The sequence below is a fragment of the Frankia sp. Hr75.2 genome (assembly GCF_949319125.1).
Taxonomy (GTDB): Bacteria; Actinomycetota; Actinomycetes; order Frankiales; family Frankiaceae; genus Parafrankia; species Parafrankia soli.
In genome coordinates, this window is sequence record NZ_CASGGV010000244.1 from 52,349 (window position 1) to 70,771 (window position 18,423).

At 71.4% G+C, this 18,423-nt stretch carries 16 protein-coding genes and 1 tRNA gene; 8 read left to right on the top strand and 9 right to left on the bottom strand.

Going from position 1 to position 18,423, the window contains the following annotated elements:
• Positions 1-2: 2 nt before the first annotated feature.
• Positions 3-1,022 carry an acyl-CoA desaturase gene (locus AC559T_RS17375; protein WP_020458421.1) on the bottom strand — a complete coding sequence of 340 codons (1,020 nt, stop codon included), beginning with the start codon at positions 1,020-1,022 and terminating at the stop codon, positions 3-5.
• 480 nt (positions 1,023-1,502) lie between these two features.
• Here AC559T_RS17375 and AC559T_RS17380 point away from each other — a divergent pair.
• The 4 genes from AC559T_RS17380 to AC559T_RS17395 all read left to right on the top strand — a co-directional run bounded on the left by AC559T_RS17380 (position 1,503) and on the right by AC559T_RS17395 (position 5,977).
• A tRNA-Gln gene (locus AC559T_RS17380) sits at positions 1,503-1,574 on the top strand.
• A gap of 313 nt (positions 1,575-1,887) precedes the next feature.
• Positions 1,888-3,411 (top strand): bifunctional UDP-N-acetylglucosamine diphosphorylase/glucosamine-1-phosphate N-acetyltransferase GlmU, encoded by a 1,524-nt coding sequence (gene glmU, locus AC559T_RS17385; protein WP_498869409.1) that lies wholly within the window; start codon positions 1,888-1,890, stop codon positions 3,409-3,411.
• Between the two features lie 448 nt (positions 3,412-3,859).
• A complete protein-coding gene (locus tag AC559T_RS17390) occupies positions 3,860-4,834 on the top strand; it encodes a ribose-phosphate diphosphokinase (RefSeq protein ID WP_071059170.1) in 975 nt (324 codons plus the stop codon).
• 123 nt (positions 4,835-4,957) lie between these two features.
• A complete protein-coding gene (locus AC559T_RS17395; protein WP_071059168.1) occupies positions 4,958-5,977 on the top strand; it encodes a tryptophan--tRNA ligase in 1,020 nt (339 codons plus the stop codon).
• A 31-nt stretch (positions 5,978-6,008) separates the two neighbouring features.
• On the opposite strand, the gene rsmA is transcribed toward AC559T_RS17395, so the two are convergent.
• A complete protein-coding gene (gene rsmA, locus AC559T_RS17400; RefSeq protein ID WP_255565655.1) occupies positions 6,009-6,839 on the bottom strand; it encodes a 16S rRNA (adenine(1518)-N(6)/adenine(1519)-N(6))-dimethyltransferase RsmA in 831 nt (276 codons plus the stop codon).
• Positions 6,840-6,895: 56 nt separating this feature from the next.
• On the bottom strand, positions 6,896-7,720 hold the full coding sequence (locus AC559T_RS17405; RefSeq protein WP_498869410.1) for a TatD family hydrolase: 825 nt from the start codon (positions 7,718-7,720) through the stop codon (positions 6,896-6,898).
• Between the two features lie 222 nt (positions 7,721-7,942).
• Between AC559T_RS17405 and AC559T_RS17410 the strand changes: the two genes are divergently transcribed.
• Entirely contained in the window at positions 7,943-9,280 is a 1,338-nt protein-coding gene (locus AC559T_RS17410; protein ID WP_498869411.1) for an ABC transporter substrate-binding protein, read from the top strand.
• Between the two features lie 12 nt (positions 9,281-9,292).
• Complete coding sequence (locus AC559T_RS17415; RefSeq protein ID WP_498869412.1) at positions 9,293-9,940, top strand: YdcF family protein; 648 nt, start codon at positions 9,293-9,295, stop codon at positions 9,938-9,940.
• Positions 9,941-9,994: 54 nt separating this feature from the next.
• Here AC559T_RS17415 and AC559T_RS17420 read toward each other — a convergent pair whose 3' ends face one another.
• A complete protein-coding gene (locus tag AC559T_RS17420; protein ID WP_112106951.1) occupies positions 9,995-10,543 on the bottom strand; it encodes a YdcF family protein in 549 nt (182 codons plus the stop codon).
• Between the two features lie 850 nt (positions 10,544-11,393).
• Between AC559T_RS17420 and AC559T_RS17425 the strand changes: the two genes are divergently transcribed.
• On the top strand, positions 11,394-12,008 hold the full coding sequence (locus AC559T_RS17425) for a dTDP-4-dehydrorhamnose 3,5-epimerase family protein (RefSeq protein ID WP_498869413.1): 615 nt from the start codon (positions 11,394-11,396) through the stop codon (positions 12,006-12,008).
• A 46-nt stretch (positions 12,009-12,054) separates the two neighbouring features.
• Here AC559T_RS17425 and AC559T_RS17430 read toward each other — a convergent pair whose 3' ends face one another.
• The 5 genes from AC559T_RS17430 to AC559T_RS17450 are packed head-to-tail and all read right to left on the bottom strand — an operon-like array spanning position 12,055 to position 16,565.
• Positions 12,055-12,654 (bottom strand): acyltransferase, encoded by a 600-nt coding sequence (locus AC559T_RS17430; protein WP_071059157.1) that lies wholly within the window; start codon positions 12,652-12,654, stop codon positions 12,055-12,057.
• Positions 12,651-13,685: a glycosyltransferase family 2 protein gene (locus AC559T_RS17435; protein WP_071059155.1), complete on the bottom strand. Its 1,035-nt coding sequence runs from the start codon at positions 13,683-13,685 to the stop codon at positions 12,651-12,653. The genes AC559T_RS17430 and AC559T_RS17435 overlap by 4 nt, the downstream gene beginning before the upstream one ends.
• Entirely contained in the window at positions 13,682-14,311 is a 630-nt protein-coding gene (locus tag AC559T_RS17440; RefSeq protein WP_071059153.1) for an acyltransferase, read from the bottom strand. Before AC559T_RS17440 ends, AC559T_RS17435 begins: the two co-directional genes overlap by 4 nt.
• Complete coding sequence (locus AC559T_RS17445; protein WP_498869414.1) at positions 14,308-15,231, bottom strand: glycosyltransferase; 924 nt, start codon at positions 15,229-15,231, stop codon at positions 14,308-14,310. Before AC559T_RS17445 ends, AC559T_RS17440 begins: the two co-directional genes overlap by 4 nt.
• Positions 15,228-16,565 (bottom strand): glycosyltransferase family 4 protein, encoded by a 1,338-nt coding sequence (locus AC559T_RS17450; protein ID WP_071059149.1) that lies wholly within the window; start codon positions 16,563-16,565, stop codon positions 15,228-15,230. The genes AC559T_RS17445 and AC559T_RS17450 overlap by 4 nt, the downstream gene beginning before the upstream one ends.
• 327 nt (positions 16,566-16,892) lie before the next feature.
• Between AC559T_RS17450 and AC559T_RS17455 the strand changes: the two genes are divergently transcribed.
• Positions 16,893-18,422, top strand: coding sequence for a lipopolysaccharide biosynthesis protein (locus AC559T_RS17455; RefSeq protein WP_112106955.1), 1,530 nt, complete (start codon positions 16,893-16,895; stop codon positions 18,420-18,422).
• Position 18,423: the final 1 nt, after the last annotated feature.

Here is an 18,423-nt window from a genome sequence, read left to right on the forward strand (position 1 = left end):
GGTCAGGCGCGCTTGGCGGCCAGGCGGGCGGGGTCGGGCCAGCGGACGTCCCGGGCCAGCCCGAGGATCTCCAGAGTCTTGATCACGTAGAAGCTGGTGTCGATCTGCCAGGGGCGGACGCCGTGCCGGGCCGAGGTCGGCTCGGCGTGGTGCAGGTTGTGCCAGGACTCGCCCATGGAAAGCAGGGCCAGCGGCCACACGTTGCCCGAGCGGTCGCGGGAGCGGTAGGGCCGGGAGCCCATGACGTGGCAGATGCTGTTGACCGACCAGGTCACATGGTGGAGCAGCGCCACCCGGACGAGCGAGGCCCAGAAGAAGGCCTGGAGCGCGGCCTCGAACGAACCGCCCCACAGGCCGCCGATGACCGCGGGCAGGGCGAGGCTGACGAAGGCGCAGAGAGCAAACGAACGACTCACCCGGACGATCATCGGGTCGTCCAGGAGGTCGGGGGCGTAGCGGCGCTGGTCGGTCTGCTCGACGTCGAAGAGCCAGCCGACGTGGGCGTGCCAGAGCCCGCGGGCGAGGGCGGCCGGGCCGGTGCCGTAGCGCCACGGTGAGTGCGGGTCACCGTCGGCGTCGCTGAAGGCGTGGTGACGGCGGTGGTCGGCCACCCAGCGGATCACCGGGCCCTCTATGGCCATGTTGCCGGCGATGGCGAGCGCGGCACGCACCGGCTTGGAGGTCTTGAAACCCCGGTGGGTGAAATAGCGATGGAATCCGACGGTGACGCCGTGGCCGGTGATCGCGTACATCACCGCCGCGAGGATGACGTCCCGCCATGTGATCCAGTGGTCCCACAACAACGGAACTGCCGCGACAAGCGCCGCGAACGGAAATAGGATCGTCGCCACAAGCACAAGCTGTTCGCCACGCGCCCGGAACATCGAGGGAGTGGTGGTGTGGGACTCGGTCGGCGCCGGCGACGTGACCCCGCCGGCATCCGCGACGGACTGGTCACCTCCAACCACGGCCGCACCCTGATGCCTGGTTTCGGTCGCTTTCACCGTGTCGGTAGCGGTCATTGCTTCATCCCGTCCGTCGCGGTGGGCCGCCCACTGCCGACCCTCTGGTCGCCACGTTAGCCCGCCTGGATGACAACGGGCACCATTCACGGCGTCCGCCACGCAAACGGGCCGGACCGCCCAGCCCACGCCGACGGCCTCCACGCGACGGATGGCATCTTTCCCGATCCACAGGATTCCACCCCCCTCCGCGCCGACACCCCTCGCGACAGGATCATCACCTTGCGTCGGGATCAACCGGCGGCGGCGAGAGTGCTCACACGGACACAACACGAATACACCCGACGACCTCGGCCGGGGGGTGACTACGTGCCGCGACGCCCTGACGCCGCTCCAGCTAGAGCCGGGCCCGGGACACACCCTGATCCGCACAGCACACCGGGGGGACCACAGACACTCGCCGGGAGGCCCACGTACATTTCTTCCGTTGCCGGGCACGATGGTAGAGTGGGCGCGGCAGTAACCCTGTTTTACCCGCGGTCCGCCGTAGTGTAATCGGCAGCACAGGAGATTTTGGTTCTCTTAGTCCACGTTCGAGTCGTGGCGGCGGAGCACAAGCAGTCGCGGGGTGCCGAAATTGTTTCGACAAGACGGCGTCTTGATTTTCAAGATACGTCCAGTCAAAAGATTTCCCTCTTTGCCGCTCTCGCGTTCGCGCGATGCGGCAGACCGCACGGAGTCACCCACCGTCGCCGAGGTTGGAGTGCCTCTTCGGTAGGCTGACAGCCGATGCCTCACCCTCCGCGGGCCGGCCGAACAGGACCGACCCCACGGCGCTCACCGTGAGTCAGCGGGTCCGTCCACGGCGCGTCGTTCCCTCGGCAGGTCGGGCGCAGCCAGGTCCATCGAGATTGCGGGAGCTCGTGTGACTCAGCCACGTCCGGCGGCTGTCATCGTCCTGGCGGCGGGCGAGGGGCGGCGAATGCGTTCGGGCACCCCGAAGGTCCTGCATCGCCTCGCCGGTCTGACCCTGCTCGAGCATGTGCTCCGCGCGACCGAGCCGGTCGGGGCGCCCCGGGCGGTGGTCGTCGTCGGTCACGGGCGCGAGCAGGTCGCGGCCATGCTCGCCGAGCGGGCGCCGCATGTCATCACCGCCGTCCAGGAGCACCAGGGCGGGACGGGCCACGCCGTGCGTGCCGCGCTGGCGGCGCTGGACGGTCTCCCGCCCGACGCGTCCGTCGTCGTGCTGCCCGGCGACACCCCGCTGCTGACCGGCGAGACCATCGCCGGCCTGGTCGAGCGCCATCAGGCGCTGGGCGCGGCGGCCACCGTTCTGTCGGCCTTCGTCGCCGACCCGACCGGGTACGGCCGCATCGTGCGCGGCGACGGCGGCCAGGTGCGGGCGATCGTCGAGCAGCGGGACGCCGACCCCGCGACCGCCGCGATCAGGGAGATCAACGCCGGCGTCTACGTGTTCGACGTCGAGCTGCTGCAGTCCGCGCTGAAGCGGCTCACCACCGACAACGCGCAGGGCGAGGAGTACCTCACCGACGTGGTCGGCCTGCTCGTCGCGGACGGCGAGCCGATCGGGGCGCACGTCGTCGCCGACGCGGCCGAGGCCGGCGGAGTCAACGACCGGGTGCAGCTCAGCGAGGCCGGCCGCACGCTGCGCGAACGGATCACCCGCGCCGCAATGCTCGGCGGGGCCACGATCGTCGACCCGGTCACCACCTGGATCGACGTCGACGTCACCCTGGAGCCGGACACGACCGTCTGGCCGAACACGCACCTGCGTGGGGCCACGACGATCGCCACCGGGGCGGAGGTCGGCCCGGACTGCACCCTCATCGACACGGTCGTCGGCGCGGGAGCGCGTGTCGTCAGCTCGGTGACCGAGCGCGCCGAGGTCGGTGCCGGCGCCGTCGTCGGGCCGTTCGCCCACCTGCGCGCGGGGACCAGGCTCGGTCGCAGCGGCAAGATCGGCGCCTTCGTCGAGACGAAGGCCGCCGACATCGGCGATGAGTCCAAGGTCCCCCATCTCGCCTACGTGGGCGACGCGGTGGTCGGCGAGCGCAGCAACATCGGCTGCACCACGGTGTTCGTCAACTACGACGGGGTCGCCAAGCACCGCACGGTGATCGGTTCGGACGTCCGGATCGGCAGCGACACCATGCTGGTGGCCCCGGTGACCGTGGGGGACGGTGCCTACACCGGCGCCGGCGCCGTCATCAGGGAGGACGTCCCACCGGGAGCGCTCGCGATCAGGGAGGGCCGGCAGCGCAACGTGCCGGGCTGGGTACTGCGCCGCCGGCCGAACAGCCCCGCGGCGCAGGCCGCGCTGCGCGCCCGGCAGCATGAGGCGGAAACGGCCGAGCCAGCCGGACACAAGCAGGCCACGCCCGAGCCGGTCGGGCAGGAGCCCGGCCAGCCCGGGCAGTCGGGCACGTGAGTTGAACCACAGCCCGGCCCCGGGACCCGGTATCGCTGGCGTTTTCGCCGCGCGAGGCCGAACGTAGAAACCGTTTGGCCGCAGGTGGGCTGATCTGCGGCTATCGATACCGTCGTACACAGTCTGCCGCGTGGAAGGGGACGCCTGATCCCGAGTCGCTCGTTCCCGGCCGCCTGCGCCATGCCCGGGCGGAACGGGTAGATCTGACCTGACCAGGCAGTGACCCCAGCCCAGGCCCCGGCGCGACGGGTACCCGCCCGCCGCCGGTCGCCGCCCGGCCCCCCGACGACCACCGCGACCAGCAGACGAGCCAGTCGAGTCCGACGAAGCAGCAGCGCCACCAGCAGACGAGTCAGCCGCAGACGAACACATCAACGGTCCACGTCCGCAACCGTCCGTGTCACGGGCCGCCTGTCAGAGCCGCCAGTCATGCCTTGAGGAGATAACGGTGGGATACCAGACCGAGAACCGCCGAAACCTGATGCTCTTCGCGGGGCGTTCCCACCCTGAGCTCGCGGCCGAGGTGGCCCGCGCCCTCGACGTGCAGCCGGTCCCCACGAACGCGTACGAGTTCGCCAGTGGCGAGATCTTCGTCCGCTTCGAGGAGTCCGTCCGCGGGTGTGACGCCTTCGTGCTCCAGTGCCACACCGCGCCGGTGAACACCTGGCTGATGGAACAGCTCATCATGGTCGACGCGCTCAAGCGCGCCAGCGCCAAGCGCATCACCGTCGTCGCCCCGTTCTACCCGTACGCCCGCCAGGACAAGAAGCACCGCGGCCGCGAGCCGATCTCGGCCCGCCTCGTCGCCGACCTGTTCAAGACCGCCGGCGCGCACCGGCTGATGTCCGTCGACCTGCACACCGCCCAGATCCAGGGGTTCTTCGACGGCCCGGTCGACCACCTGTTCGCGCTGCCGCTGCTCGCGGACTACATCGAGAGCAAGCTCGACACGTCCGAGGTGACGGTCGTGGCGCCCGACTCCGGCCGGGTGCGCGTCGCGGAGCGGTGGACCGACCGGCTCGGCTGCCCGCTGGCGATCATCCACAAGCGCCGCGACCCGAACGTCCCGAACCAGGTCAAGATGTTCGACGTGGTCGGCGAGGTCCGCGGGCGCACCTGCGTGATCGTGGACGACATGATCGACACCGCCGGGACGATCACGAAGGCCGCGGAGTCCCTGAAGGCGCACGGCGCGACCGACGTCATCGCCGCGGCGACGCACGGCGTCCTGTCCGGCCCGGCCGCCGACCGGCTGAAGAACTCCGAGATCAGCGAGGTCGTCCTCACCAACACACTGCCGCTGCCCAGCGAGGCCCGCATCGACAAGATCACCGAACTGTCGATCGCGCCGCTGATCGCCGCTGCCATCAAGGCCGTCTTCGAGGACGGCTCGGTGACCGGCCTGTTCGGCGGGGACGCCTGACCCCACCACCACGCCGGCCACCCCCGGGGTGATCCCCTGTGCCCCCGAAGCCAGGCCCCTGAGCCCGGGCTTCGGGGGCGCGTTGGGGAGAGCGCGATCTGGTGGGCCGTAGAATCACCCGACATGACGCAGGACCGGCCACGGGTCTCGCTGACCGGCATCAAGCCGACCGGCGATCCGCACCTGGGCAACTACATCGGGGCGATCCGCCCCGCCCTCGACCTGACGGCGACGTACGAGTCGATCTACTTCATCGCCGACTACCACGCCCTGACCTCCATCCGGGACAGGGCGAAGTTCGCCGCCTACACCCGGTCCGTCGCCGCCACCTGGATCACGCTCGGGCTCGATCCCGAGCGCACGGTCTTCTACCGGCAGTCCGACGTCCCGGAGATCTTCGAGCTGACCTGGATCCTGTCCTGCGTCACGGGCAAGGGCCTGATGAACCGGGCGCACGCCTACAAGGCGGCGCGTGACCGCAACGCCGAGAGCGGCATCGCCGACCTCGACGCGGGCGTCAACATGGGGCTGTTCAACTACCCCATCCTGATGGCCGTCGACATCCTCGTCATGGGCGCGGACGTCGTCCCCGTCGGCCAGGACCAGTCGCAGCACCTCGAGATCGCCGCGGACATCGCCGGCTCGTTCAACCACCTCTACGGCGACGTGTTCAGCCTGAAGATTCCCGAGGCGGTGCTGCCGTCCGGGGTCAACGCGCGGACGATGCCCGGCACCGACGGCCGGAAGATGAGCAAGTCGTACGGGAACACGATTCCGCTGTTCGCGCCGCCGTCCCAGCTACGCAAACTGGTGCGCGGCATCCGCAGCGACAGCACGCCGGTCGAGGCGCCGAAGGATCCGGACGCCTCCGCCGCCTTCCAGATCTACGAGAACTTCGCGGACCCGGAGGCCGTCAAGGACATGCGGGTCCGCCTCGAGCAGGGCGGCACCGGCTGGGGCGAGCTGAAGAACGCCCTGTTCGAGACGCTCGACGCCTGGCTGACCCCACTGCGGGCCCGCTACGACGAGCTGGTGGCCCCGGGCAGCGAGCTGGACGCGATCCTCGCCGCCGGCGCGGACAAGGCCCGCGACCGCGCCCGCCCCGTCCTCGCCGGCGCCCGCCGCGCCATCGGCGTCGGCTGACCGGCCCCGCCTGACCAGCGCGGTCAGGCGGTCAGGCGGGCTGGTCGGCCGGGAGGATGCGGGCCTGCTGGGCCAGCCGGGCGAACGCCTCGACGTCGAGGGTCTCGCCGCGGGCGCCCGGGTCCACCCCGGCCGCACGGGCGAGCTGCTCGGCTCGCGCGGGTGAGCCGGCCCAGGGGGCGAGCGCCGTCCGCAACGTCTTGCGTCGTTGGGCGAAGGCCGCGTCGACGGCCGCGAAGACCTCGCGGCGCAGTCCGGCGTCCGCCGGTGGGGCGGCGCGCCGAGTGAAGGCGACGAGGCCGGAGTCGACGTTGGGCTGCGGCCAGAACACCGGGCGGGGCACCGCGCCGGCCGGCCGGGCCTGCGCGTACCAGGCCAGTTTCACGCTCGGCACGCCGTAGATCCGCCCGCCGGGCGGCGAGGTGAGGCGGTCGGCGACCTCGGCCTGCACCATCACCAGGCCCCGTTCGATCGACGGGAACCGCTCCAGCAGACCGAGCAGCAGCGGGACGGCCACGTTGTACGGCAGGTTCGCCGCCAGCACCGTCGGCGCGGCGACCGCCGGCGGCAGGTCGGCCGGCTCGACCCGCAGGCCGTCCGCCTCGACGACGTGGAGCCGGGCGGCCACCGCCGCCGGCAGCCGGGCCGCGGCGGTGACGGGCAGGGCGGCGGCGAGCACCGGATCGACCTCGACCGCGGCCACCGCCGCCGCCTCGGTGACCAGGCCGAGGGTGAGCGAGCCCAGCCCGGGGCCCACCTCGAGCGCGACGTCGTCCGGGCCGACCGCGGCCAGGCGCACCAGCCGGCGGACGGTGTTCGGGTCCACCAGGAAGTTCTGGCCCCTGCGCTTCGTCGGCCGCAGGTCAAGGGCGTGGGCGAGCTCCCGGATGTCGGCCGGCGAGAGCAGCGCCTCGGTCTCTACCAGGGCCCGAACGTCCGTTCCGCGTTGGCGGCGACCTGGGCGGCGAGCTCGTCGACGGCCTCGCCGCGGGTCTGTGCCAGCAGCCGCAGGGTGAGCGGCACCAGATACGGGCCGCCGGGCCGCCCGCGCCACGGGACCGGGGTGAGGTACGGCGCGTCGGTCTCGACCAGCAGGAGCTCGGCGGGCACCACCGCGGCGGCGTCGCGCAGCTCCTGGGCGTTCTTGAAGGTGACGTTGCCGGCGAAGGACATCACGTACCCGGCGTCGGCGCAGATCTTGGCCATCTCCGCGTCGCCGGAGAAGGCGTGGAACACAACCCGCTCGGGCGCGCCCTCCTCGGCCAGGATGCGCAGCGTGTCGTCGTGCGCCTCCCGGTCGTGGATCATCAGGGCCCGGCCGGTCTCCTTGGCGATGGCGATGTGCCGGCGGAAGCTCGCCTGCTGGGCGGCGTGCTGCTCCGGGGGCGTGCGGTAGTAGTCGAGCCCGGTCTCGCCGACCGCGCCGACACCGTCCAGGCGGGCGAGCGCCGCGATCGCCTCGAACGTCTCCTCGCCGACGCCGTTCGCCGCCGCGTTGGGATGGATCGCCACCGCCGCGCGGACCTCCGGGTTGGCCGCGGCGATCTCGGCCTGCCAGCGGCTGGTCGGCAGGTCGACGCCGACGGAGATCATCCGGGTGATGCCGACGGCGCGGGCCGCGGCGATGGCCTCGGCCACCGGAGTGCCCATCAGGTCCAGATGGCAGTGCGCGTCGACCGCCGGGACGGGCAGCGGCTCGGGCGGCGGTGGAGGGTCACCGACGCGTCCGGAGTTCCTCGCCACCCGTTCGCTCCTTCACCCGAAGACACACCCGAGGACACACCCGAAGGCGCATCGATGACGCCACCGCAGGACACGGCAGGACACGGCACGACACGGCACGAAGATCACGTCGTTGCCGCCGACATCCCCTTGCCCACCGCAGATCCTAGGACTCCCGCCGGGTGTGCCGCCCCGACGGCCGTGGGATTCTGAAGGAGTGCTCGACCTCACGGGTTTCTGCCGATGACGACTCCGCTCCCCGTCGCGCTGGTCACGCCGTTGACCGGACCGGACGCCGCCCTTGGCCTGGCGGCGCTGCGCGGAATGACGCTGTGGGCGCGTGACGAACGGCTGCCGTCGCCCTGGGACGAAGTGGGCGTGACGGCCTACGACGCCCACCCCGACCCGGTCGGCGCGATGCGCTCGGCCGCGGCGGCCGAGCCCGCCGCCGTCTTCGGCCCGGTCGGCCCGCGCGCGGCGCTCGCCGCGCTCGGCGCGACGGGCCGGGTCGTGTTCAACGCCGGTGCCCCGTCCACGCGTTTCATGCGCCAGTCGTTCCCGCACGTCGTCAACGTGGCCGCGCCGACCTCCACCTGGCCGCGCGGGGTGCTCTCGGCGATCCGCTCGGTGGACCGCCACGCCCGCCGGGTCGCGCTGCTGGCCTCGGGGGATCTCGCGGTCGAGCTGACGTCGGTGACCAAGGCCGCGGCCCGCTCCCAGGGTTACGACGTCACCTCCAACGTGTTCCCGCCCGGCCGCGGAGCGCAGGCGGCCCGGCTGCTCCCGCCGGCGGACATCCTCATCGTGCACGGCGGCGCCGACGACGAGCTGGAGATCGCGAACGTGCTGCTGCGCCGCTCGTGGCGGGCCGCGGCGTTCTCCACCGCGGTGAGCGCCGAGGCCACGGCGACGCTGGGCGCGCTGCGCGAGGGCCTGCTGGCCCCGGCGAGCTGGGCCCCGGACAGCGTCGCCGAGGTGGGGACGGGCCCGACCGCACGGGAGTTCTCCGCCGACTTCGCCACGCTGCACGGCGTCCCGCCGACGGCGACCGCCGCCTGGGCGTACGTGGGGGGGCTGATCCTGGGGCGCTGCATCCGCCACTGCGGCGGCGTCGGCGACGCCTCGCTCCTGGCCGCCGCGCGCGGCCTCGACACCACGACCATGCTGGGCCGTTTCCGGCTCGACGAGGCGACCGGGCTCCAGGTCGGCCATCAGGTCCCGATCGTCCAGTGGCAGTCCGGCGCGTCCTGGACGGTCTGGCCCCGCGAAGCGGCGCGCGCGCCGTTCCACCACCCGCGCTGGAACGCCCCGCCGCCGGGCGGGGTGGACGTCGAGGCCGGTGCGCGGCCCGCGGACGCCCCGGCCGGGGAGGAGACGGCCACCGGCCCGGGCCCCGGGCCGACCCTGCCACTGCCCGCCCAGGACGCCCCCGCCCGCCCGTTCGGCCTAGGCCGGCCGAGGCCCGGGCTGGGCAGCGGCTTCGGTGCGCGCTGGCCGGCCTCGCCCGCCCCGGAGGGGCCTTCCGGCGGGCTGTCGGGCCCGGATGCCGACGCCGGCCGTCCGGCCGGCTGGCCGGGCTGAGGGGGCGCCGCGATGTCGGCACCACCAGCACGTCCCCCGTGGACGGGCGAGGACCCCTGGGGGGCCCGCGGACGGCCATCGGCGGGCCGCGAGCGACCACCGGCAGGTCCCGGGCAGCCGCCGGCGGGCCGCGCCCGGGACCGCGGGCGGCGGCGCATCACTGTGCTCGGGATCCTCGGGGTCGTGAGCGTCATGTTCCTCGGCGCGACCTTCCGGCTGTTCGTCCATCCCCGGCGGGACTCCCCCGCCCCGGTCGACGCCATCGTGATGTTCGCCGGCAGTCCGGGCCGCCTCGAGCACGCGGTGAGCCTGGCCGTGGCCGGGTACGCGCCGACGCTGGCCGTCTCGGTGCCCACGGCGGACGACCCGTGCCCCCCGGCCATCCCGAACGTCGAGGTGATCTGCTTCGCCCCGGATCCGGTGACCACCCAGGGCGAGTCACGCTGGGTGGCCGCCGCGGCCGCCCGGTACGACTGGAAGTCGGTGCTCGTGATCACCTCGACCAGCCAGACGACCCGCGCGCGGCTGCGGCTGGGGCGCTGCTACTCGGGGCAGGTGCTCATGAGCCCGGTCGCGCCGTCAAAGAGCATGTGGCCGTACATGATCGCCTACGAGTGGGCCGCGATGGGCAAGGCGCTGATCGTCCAGCGGGACTGCTGACCGCTGCCGACCTGGCCGCTGATCTCGGCTGACCGCTGCCGGCCCGCCTGTCGATCAGCAGCCGCGCTGCCAGACCAGCGCTTTGACGGTCGCCGCGGTCTGGTAGGCGATCAGGTACGGCCACTGCCGTCGGGGGGTCCCGACGGCGTCCACCAGGACCTCACCGTCGTAGCAGCGCTCGATGCGCAGCCTGGCCCGGCTGTCCTGGGAGCGGTCCGTGACGAACAGGATCGAGCGCCAGCCGTGGATCCTGGCCAGGCGGCCGGCCTCGCGAGCCTCGCCCTGGGTGGTCACCGGGTCCGGCCAGAAGCAGATGACCTGGATGTCCCGGCCGACCTCGGCCGCGTCGGGGCACCGCCAGGTGCCGGGCATCGAGACCACCAGAACCGGGGCGATGCCGGACCTGGCCAGCTCGACGGCCTTGTCCCGCCGTTCGCCCGGACCCCCGAGCATGAAGATCGCGTCCACGGGACGCGGCTTGTCGATCCTCGGGAAGACGATCATTCGCACGTTCAGCACGGCGATCAGAAGCGCCGCACCGAGCACCCCGGAGCGCAGCGCACGCCGCCACCGCGGCCGCGCCTGCTGTGCGTCTGTGATCACACTCGTGACTGTAGACGGCGTACCTGTGGCCGCGGACCGGTCGAGACGTGCTCTGCTTCACGTTCCCCGACCACCCCCCGCGGTGAATCGCCCGGCGCGGCCGACGCGGCCGGCCGGAAGAAGTCAGCCGACGTCGCGTGACGGTGCCCCGGAAATCAGCCGGGCGCGGCGCACGCAAATACCGCGGGCGTCCATCCCGCATTCTGGTGGGCCTATGAGAGCCGGCTTCGCACCCCGCACCCGGCTCGCCAGGGCCATGCGGGCGGCCGGGCTCCAAGCCGGCCCGCCGGCCGGCGGCGAACGCTGTCGGGCGGTTCGGTGACCGGCCTGACCAGACATCACCGCACCCTCGCCCAGGCGGCCACGGCAGACATTCTCAGAGCACCACCCCCTTCGGGTGGAGGGGCCGAGTGAACCGGGTTTACCCGTGAGCAGCCGACACTTCATCCCATGGTCGACATCGCACCCCAGAAGAGATCTAAGCCACCTGCCACACGCACTGAAGGACCACGACGGAGTGAGTAAGGTGCTGATATAGTTCAGCACGCGGATGTCGGCCGCCGAGGTTTCGCTCAACCGACCTCGACGACTACCGGGTCCGCGGTCATGCGCAGTGGCGCGGTGCCTCCTCATCTCATCCTTGCCGCCCAGCTCCCGCCGCCCGCCGCGCCGTCCATCAGGCCGAGCCGGGCACCACCGGCGCCGGCGGCCGGGCCACCGCCGGCGCCGGTCCGACATCGACCGCCGATTCATGCCGTCCACACTTCCGTGTATCGGAGTGCTCGGCCGCCGAGAAAACCCATCAGGTTCTCCGGCTGCCCGGGTACCGGGCGCAAGAGGGAGATCTTCCGTGGCCGTCCTGACTACCACGCAGTTCACCGGCTCCGAGACCGAGATTCCGGGCCTTTTTGTGTTCGATGTTACGTCCATCGAGGATGAGCGCGGCTGGTTCCAGGAGAAGTTCCACCACGCCAAGCTCGTTGACGCAGGGATTCCCGCGAGCTTCCGGGTCGTCCAGAACAGCCTTTCCTACAACAAAAAGATAGGCGTGACACGGGGCTTTCATGCCGAGCCCTGGGACAAGTACATATCGGTGGTGAAGGGCCGCGTCTTCTGCGCCTATGTCGACCTGCGAGCAGGGAAGAGCTTCGGAACCGTCGTCACCGTCGAACTCGACCGGAACCGAGCCGTCTTCCTGCCTCAGGGGGTCGCGAACTCCTATCAGACGATCGAGGACGACACCTACTATCTGTACAGCGTCAACGAGCACTGGAGTGCCGACCGGTACGACAGCTACGTCTTCGTGAATCTTGCCGACCCGGTCCTCGGTGTGCAGTGGCCCGTCCCGTTGCGTGAGGCCGTGATATCCGATCGGGACCAGCACCACCCGGCGCTGGCCGACGTGAGCCCGGTGGAGATCGCGCCGGCCGAGGTCGCCGGCCGCGGGGACACGGACCCGAGCTGACCGAGCACAGACTGGCCGGGCCGCCGGGCTGACCGGCGACCCAGCCTCACGGCCGGCTCGGGACGCCGTGCGGCGCCCAGCTCCGGACGACCCGGGCGGGCGCCCCTACCGCGAGACTGAAGTCGGGCACGACCCCCTTCACGACGCTGTTCGCGCCGACGACGGCGCCGCGGCCGATCGTCGAGCCCGCTGTGACCACACAGTTCTGGCCCAGCCAGGCGCCGTCGCCGATCGCCACCGGGGCGACGCCGGTGTGGCCCTGGTCCCGGATCGCGACGCCGGCCGCCCGGTAGGCGTGGTCATGATCGGCCACGTAGACGCCACGCGCGAACATCGCTCTGTCCCCGATCGTGATGCCGCGGACGGCCGACAGCGTGCACCACCCGACGAACGACGAGCCCGCGCCGATTCGAATCACCGGCGCCGCCGGCTCGCCGTCCCCATCGATCACCTGGAACCACGAGCCGGGGCCCACATGGACGCCGGCGCCGATCGACATCCAGCGGGCGCCGTAGAGCCGGAACGGCGGCTCGATGTCGGTACGCGGGCCGAGCGCCCCGAACGACCCGGCCAGGAACCGGGTGAAGGCCCGGCTGCGGGCCCTGCGCCACAGGTCGAGGGACCGCTCGGGTAGCGAACTGCTCATGGCCTCGTCAGATGTCGGGACGGGTGACACGTGCCGGATGCGGGCTCGGGCGGGACGCGCGACTGGCTGGGGACGCCGCCCGTGGGCTCGGTGTACGGGGGGTAGCCGGGCCACCAGTCCCGCCGCCGACGCCAGAGCGCGCGCCAGTCGCTCGCACGCGCCCGCGGCCGCCCACGGGCCAGCCCCGACCCCAGATCGGCCAGGGCCCGCAGCGCCACCCCAAGAACGATCATCGCCAGGCAGAGCCGCTGCCGCCACCCCGTCCAGTGCTTCCTCGCCAGCGTGGTCTTCCCGCGGAGGACGAGCACGTGCTTGGCCGCCCAGTTCGAGGACGAGGCCCCGACGTGGTGCACGATCGCCGCGGTCGGGACGATCGTGGGGCGGTAGCCGGCGGCCCGCGCCCGCATCGACAGGTCGGTGTCCTCCCCGTACATGAAGAACCGGGGGTCGAACCCGCCCAGCCGTTCGAAGAGGCCGCGGCTGACCAGCAGCAGGCATCCGGTGACGACACCGACCTCGCGGACGCTGTCGCGCTGCCAGCGCCCGAGCGACTCCGGATCGAAGATCCTCGATCCGTGGAACATCGTCGACAGGCCGACCCCGAAGCACGCCAGGCTCCACAGGCTGGGTGCCCCCCAGCAGGAGCTCGGGTCGACCGATCCGTCCGGCCGCAGCGTCCGCCCGCCGTAGAGCCCGCAGGCCGGGTTCCGGCGGGCGAAGGTGAGGATCTCGGCGACCGCCCGATCGAGGACGACGGCGTCGGGGTTCAGCAGGAGCAGATAGTCCCCGTCGGCGTGGGAGGCCGCCAGGTTGACCGCGCGGCCGAACCCGAGGTTCGTCGCCGACTCGATCAGCCGCACCGCCGGGAACGCGTCCCGAATGGCGTCCGGGGAGCCGTCCGTCGAGGCGTTGTCGACGACGATGATCTCAATCTCGACCCCGGCCGGCTCAGCCAGGACGGACTCCAGGCACCGGACCGTCAGCTCGGCGGTGTTGTAGGACACGACCAGCACGGACACCTCGACGGTCACTGCTCACCCGCCGGGTGGGAGCCGGGGCGCCGCCCGGTGCCGTCCACACCGGCACGGCCGTTCTGCTCAGGCCGGTCCGCCTGGACGGCACGACCGGAACGGGTCGACTCCCCGCGCTTCCCGATGACCTTCGCCGGAACACCCGCGGCCAACGCTCCGGCGGGCAACGACTTCGTGACGACAGAACCGGCGCCGACAATCGTGCTGTCGCCTATCGTCACGCCCGGAAGAACCACCGAGTTGGCGCCGACCCACACGTCGTTGCCGATGACGATGTCCGCCTCCCGCTTCGGCTGGCTGTCGATGACGATGTCCGGCAGCGTCTCGTAGTTCGCGGCCGTGAGAAACGTGCCCGGGCCGATCAGGGAGTGCTCGCCGATCTCGATCCGGCCAGTGCGGTCACCGGCCCACAGCGAAACCCGCTCACCGATGTGGGCGAACGCCCGTATCTCCACCCGCTCCCCGTTCCGGACGGAGACGTTCGGCGCCAGGCGGACACCCCGTTCGATCGTCATCCGGCGAACCTGCTGGACATGCGAGTAGTTGTAGAAGTGGAGGATCCGCAGTGAGTGCAGCAGGGCGCGGGCGTCGAGCAGGGAACGAAGAAAGCCGAGAACCCTGGTCACGTCGTCTCCTCAAGAAGGCGCCTGCTGCTGTCGTCACGCTCCCAGGCACCGAGGTCGCCGTGGCGGACCTTCCGGATGGCCAGCAGCTTCGCCACCGCCGAGATGGTGAGGTAGGCGGGGGCGGCGGTGAGCAGCCGGCGATCGGCGGCGACGACGGACAGCCAGGACGCGCTGCCGGTGTTCCGGTTCTCCGCGGGCACCAGCCCACGGCCGCGGAGTTCGATGTTCCCGGCGTACACCCGGATCTTCCTCCGGACGAAATCCCGCACCGTCCTCGCGGGATAGACGGTGAAGTGGACGGAGTCCACCGTGGTCCGTTCCTCCACGCTGAACTGGTGGTAGAGGTACAGATCGTCGGCGATGGCCTCGGGAAAGCGGGTGAAACGCTTCCGCCCGACATCGCTGACACCGACGACCCCGGAGCCCACGTGCCCGTCGGCGACATAGGGCAGGCGCGTCCAGATCCGGTAGTAGTCGCGGACGGGCCGGGCCACCCCGGTCATGCACGGACGCAGCGCGGGCGCCGCGGCGAGCGCCGCACCCGTGCGCAGGACGTCGGCGACCTCGAGCAGCGCCGCTCCGGCGACCTCCACGTCGGCGTCGACGTAGAAGCGCGGGAAGGCCATGGCCGCCGCGTCCCCGGTGTTCAGGGCGGCCGCCTTGTTCGCCCGATCCGTCTCGATCACCCGGACGCCACGGGCACGGGCGGCCGCGGCTGTGCCGTCCGTGCATCCGTTGCACACCACGATCACGTCGAGTGCTCCGGTGGGCAGCCCGACGCTGAGCGCCGCGAGGCACCGTCCGATGACGGACTCCTCGTTGTGCGCCGGCACGACGACGCTGGCCAGGACGACGCTGGCTGGGACATCACCGACGCCGTGCGGCGCCGGGGCGGAGCCCGCGGAGAGCGGTGCCGTCACCCCGTCGCCGATCTGAGCTCGTCGCCCTCGTGGTCGCCGCCAGGTGCCGCCGCCGGTGTGTGGGAGCCGGCCTGCTCGCGGCGGCGTGGCGCCGGGACGGCGCAGTCAACCGGCCTCGGGCGGACCCGCTCGCCGGCCGGTCGCTCCCGCCCGGTGATGCGGTCGAAGACATCCACGTAGCCGGGGACCTGCAGGCTCCAGTCCAGTACCTCTACCGCGCGCTGCCGGCCCCGCTTGGACAGGTCGGCCCGCCGCTCCGGGTCATCGAGCAGCCGCTCGATCGCGGCGGCGAACCCGTCGATGTCGCCGGGTTCGACGTATTCCGCGATGTCCGCGGCGGTGACCCTGGTCTCGACGAGATCGAACGTGACCACGGGCAGGCCGTAGGCCATGTATTCCATGGTCTTGTTCATGGTCGACACGTTGTTGAGCGGGTTCATCGGGTCCGGTCCGACCGCCAGGTCGGCGGTCGAGAGGTATTTGTCGATCATCTCGTGGTCCGCGCGACCGGTGAAGGTCACGTGGTCGTCAAGATCCAGCTCCGTGGCGAGCGCGCACAGATCGTCATAGCAGTCGCCGAAACCGAGCAGGGCCATGTGGACGTCGGTGCGGCCGCGCTGGTGGACGAGGATGTCGAGGGCACGCAGCGCGTTGTCCACTCCGTCCTGCGGGCCCATCACCCCGAGATAGCAGAGCAGGAACTCGCGGCCTTTCCGCAGTTCCGGGTGGACTGCGCCGGGCCGCATCCGATCGGTGTCCGGGCCGCTGCGCACGACCGTCGTGTCCTGCCTGGTCCGGCCGCCACGGCGGATCGCGATCTCACGGTAGGAGTCATTGGTGGAGATGACGTGGTGCGACAGCCCGTAGGTGATGCGCTCGAGCGCGAAAAGGAAGGCGAGCAGAATCCGCGACGGGCGCTCGAAACGGGACTGGTAGACCTCCGGGCAGAGGTCGTGCTGGTCGTACACGAGGCGCACACCGCGCCGCCGATAGAATAACGCGAGCAACGCGTAGGTGTCCGGCGGATTGCACACCTGGATAACGTCGAAGCCGCGTTCCCGGTAGACCCGGCGCGCCAGCCGGGCGGTGCGCATCCAGCAGACAAAAAACTCTTTCATATATGAGAATACGCCGGACGTTGCGACGTACGGCTCGTACTTGTAGAGGTACACGTCGTCGAGCAGCTCACAGTCCGGGTCACCCGGCCCCTTGGGGCATATGACCCGCACCTCGTAACCGGCACTCACCAGGGCCTGACATTCCAGCCAGACCCGTCGGTCGAGCGGTACCGGCAGGTTCTGCACTATGATCAGCACGCGATTACTCAACGTCACCGCTCCCCCAGATTGACCAAGTGAACCTGCGGTGAGCGCCGCTGCTGGACAGGTCACCCACTGACGACATACTAGAACAGATGTTGTTCGATCCGTCCGGCCCTTTGGGGAACTCGAGATGAACCGGGCGGTCAGGCCGGTCAACGCATCAGGGTACAGTGCCCTGACCATGCGTTTTAGCGGAAAGCTTGATCGTTTGTGGTGAAATCCCGCACCGAGCCGGCCTCGCGATCTGCTCGCCGACAAGCATTCTTAGACGGAAAGCAAGGACGCTGGCTCGACACCTCGGAACTGAACCAGGGCCTTGCCGGGCGGTCCCGGAGAGGTGTGGCGGCGACGGCCGGCGCCCAACTCTGGCGATTGTTCACCCAATTCGGCTCAACGATTATTCTGGCCCGGCTGCTGTCGCCGGACGCCTACGGCCTCGTCGGGATGGTGCTGGCGATCTCGGCTCTCGCCGACCAGCTGACGGACCTCGGGCTCTCCCAGGCCGTCATCCAGCGCAAGACGATCACTCACAGTCAGGTCAGCGCGCTGTTCTGGGTCAACGTCGTGGTCGGGCTCAGCCTCGCGGTGGCGCTGGCCGCGGCCAGCCCGCTGATCGCCCTGTTCTACGGGCACGACGAGCTCGTCGGAATCACCCTCGTCGTCGCGCCGTCATACCTGATCACCGGCGCCCTCGTACAGCACCAGGCGCTGCTCCAACGGCAGATGAAGTTCGGCTCCGTCGCGGCCCGCGACATGATCGGCCGGACCACCAGCATCGTCGTGGCCATCACTCTCGCGTCGCTGGGGGCCGGCTACTGGTCGCTGGCGCTCATGCCGACCTCGGCGGCCCTCGCCCGGGCGGTTCTCGTCTGGACGGCCTGCGACTGGCGGCCGAGCCGACCGGCCCGCGCGGACGGCCTCGCGCCGATGCTGCGCTTCGGCGGCAGCGTCGCCGGCTCCGGCCTGCTCGGGTACGTCAGCCGCAACGCCGACAACGTCCTGGTGGGCCGGTTCGCCGGGCCGGCGGCCCTCGGCCTCTACTCCCGTGCGTACGCGCTGCTCCTGCTCCCGCTGCAGCAGGTCAACCAGCCGGTCAACATGGTCGCGATCCCCACCCTGTCCAGGCTCCACGACCAGCCGGACCGGTTCCGCGACTACTACCGCGCCGCCGTGTTCACCGTGGCACTGCTCGCTCTTCCGCTGGTCGTGCTGATGGCGCTGCTCGCAGACGTGTTCGTCACCGGCCTGCTGGGCGCGCCGTGGAGCGGGGTCGTGCCGATCTTCAGAGTGCTGGCGATCGCCGGATTCGCCCAGGCGATCAGCTCGACGGCGACCTGGCTGTGGGTCTCGCGGAACCGGGCCGACAAGATGCTCAAGGTCGCCGCGGTGACCCGTCCGCTCACCGTGGCCTCGTTCTTCCTGGGGTTGCCCTGGGGGCCGGTGGGCGTCGCCTGGGCCGTCAGCATCGCCTCGGTGGTGACCGCCATCCCGATGCTTGCCAGCGCCACCCGCGACACCCCGGTCAGGCTGTCGGATGTCGCGACCTCGATCGCGCCGGCCGTCCTCGCCAGCGCGGTGCTCGCCGCGGTGACCGCCGGGGTGCGGGCGGTGGTGGACCTGCCCCCGATCGCCGAGCTCGTCACCGCCGGGACGGCCGGCGTGGCGGCGTATGTGGCTGTCGTGTCGGCCATGCCGACCTGCCGGCGCCAACTGCGCGGCGTGCTGCGCGGAAAGCGCGGGACGGCGCCGGGTCGGGGGCCGTCCGACAGCCCGGCTCCCGGATCCGTCCCGCCCCAGGATCAGTGGCCGCTCGCGGCGGCGGCCGAGCACGGCGCCCGACGCCGACGGTCACACCGGCGGTCTCGTTGAT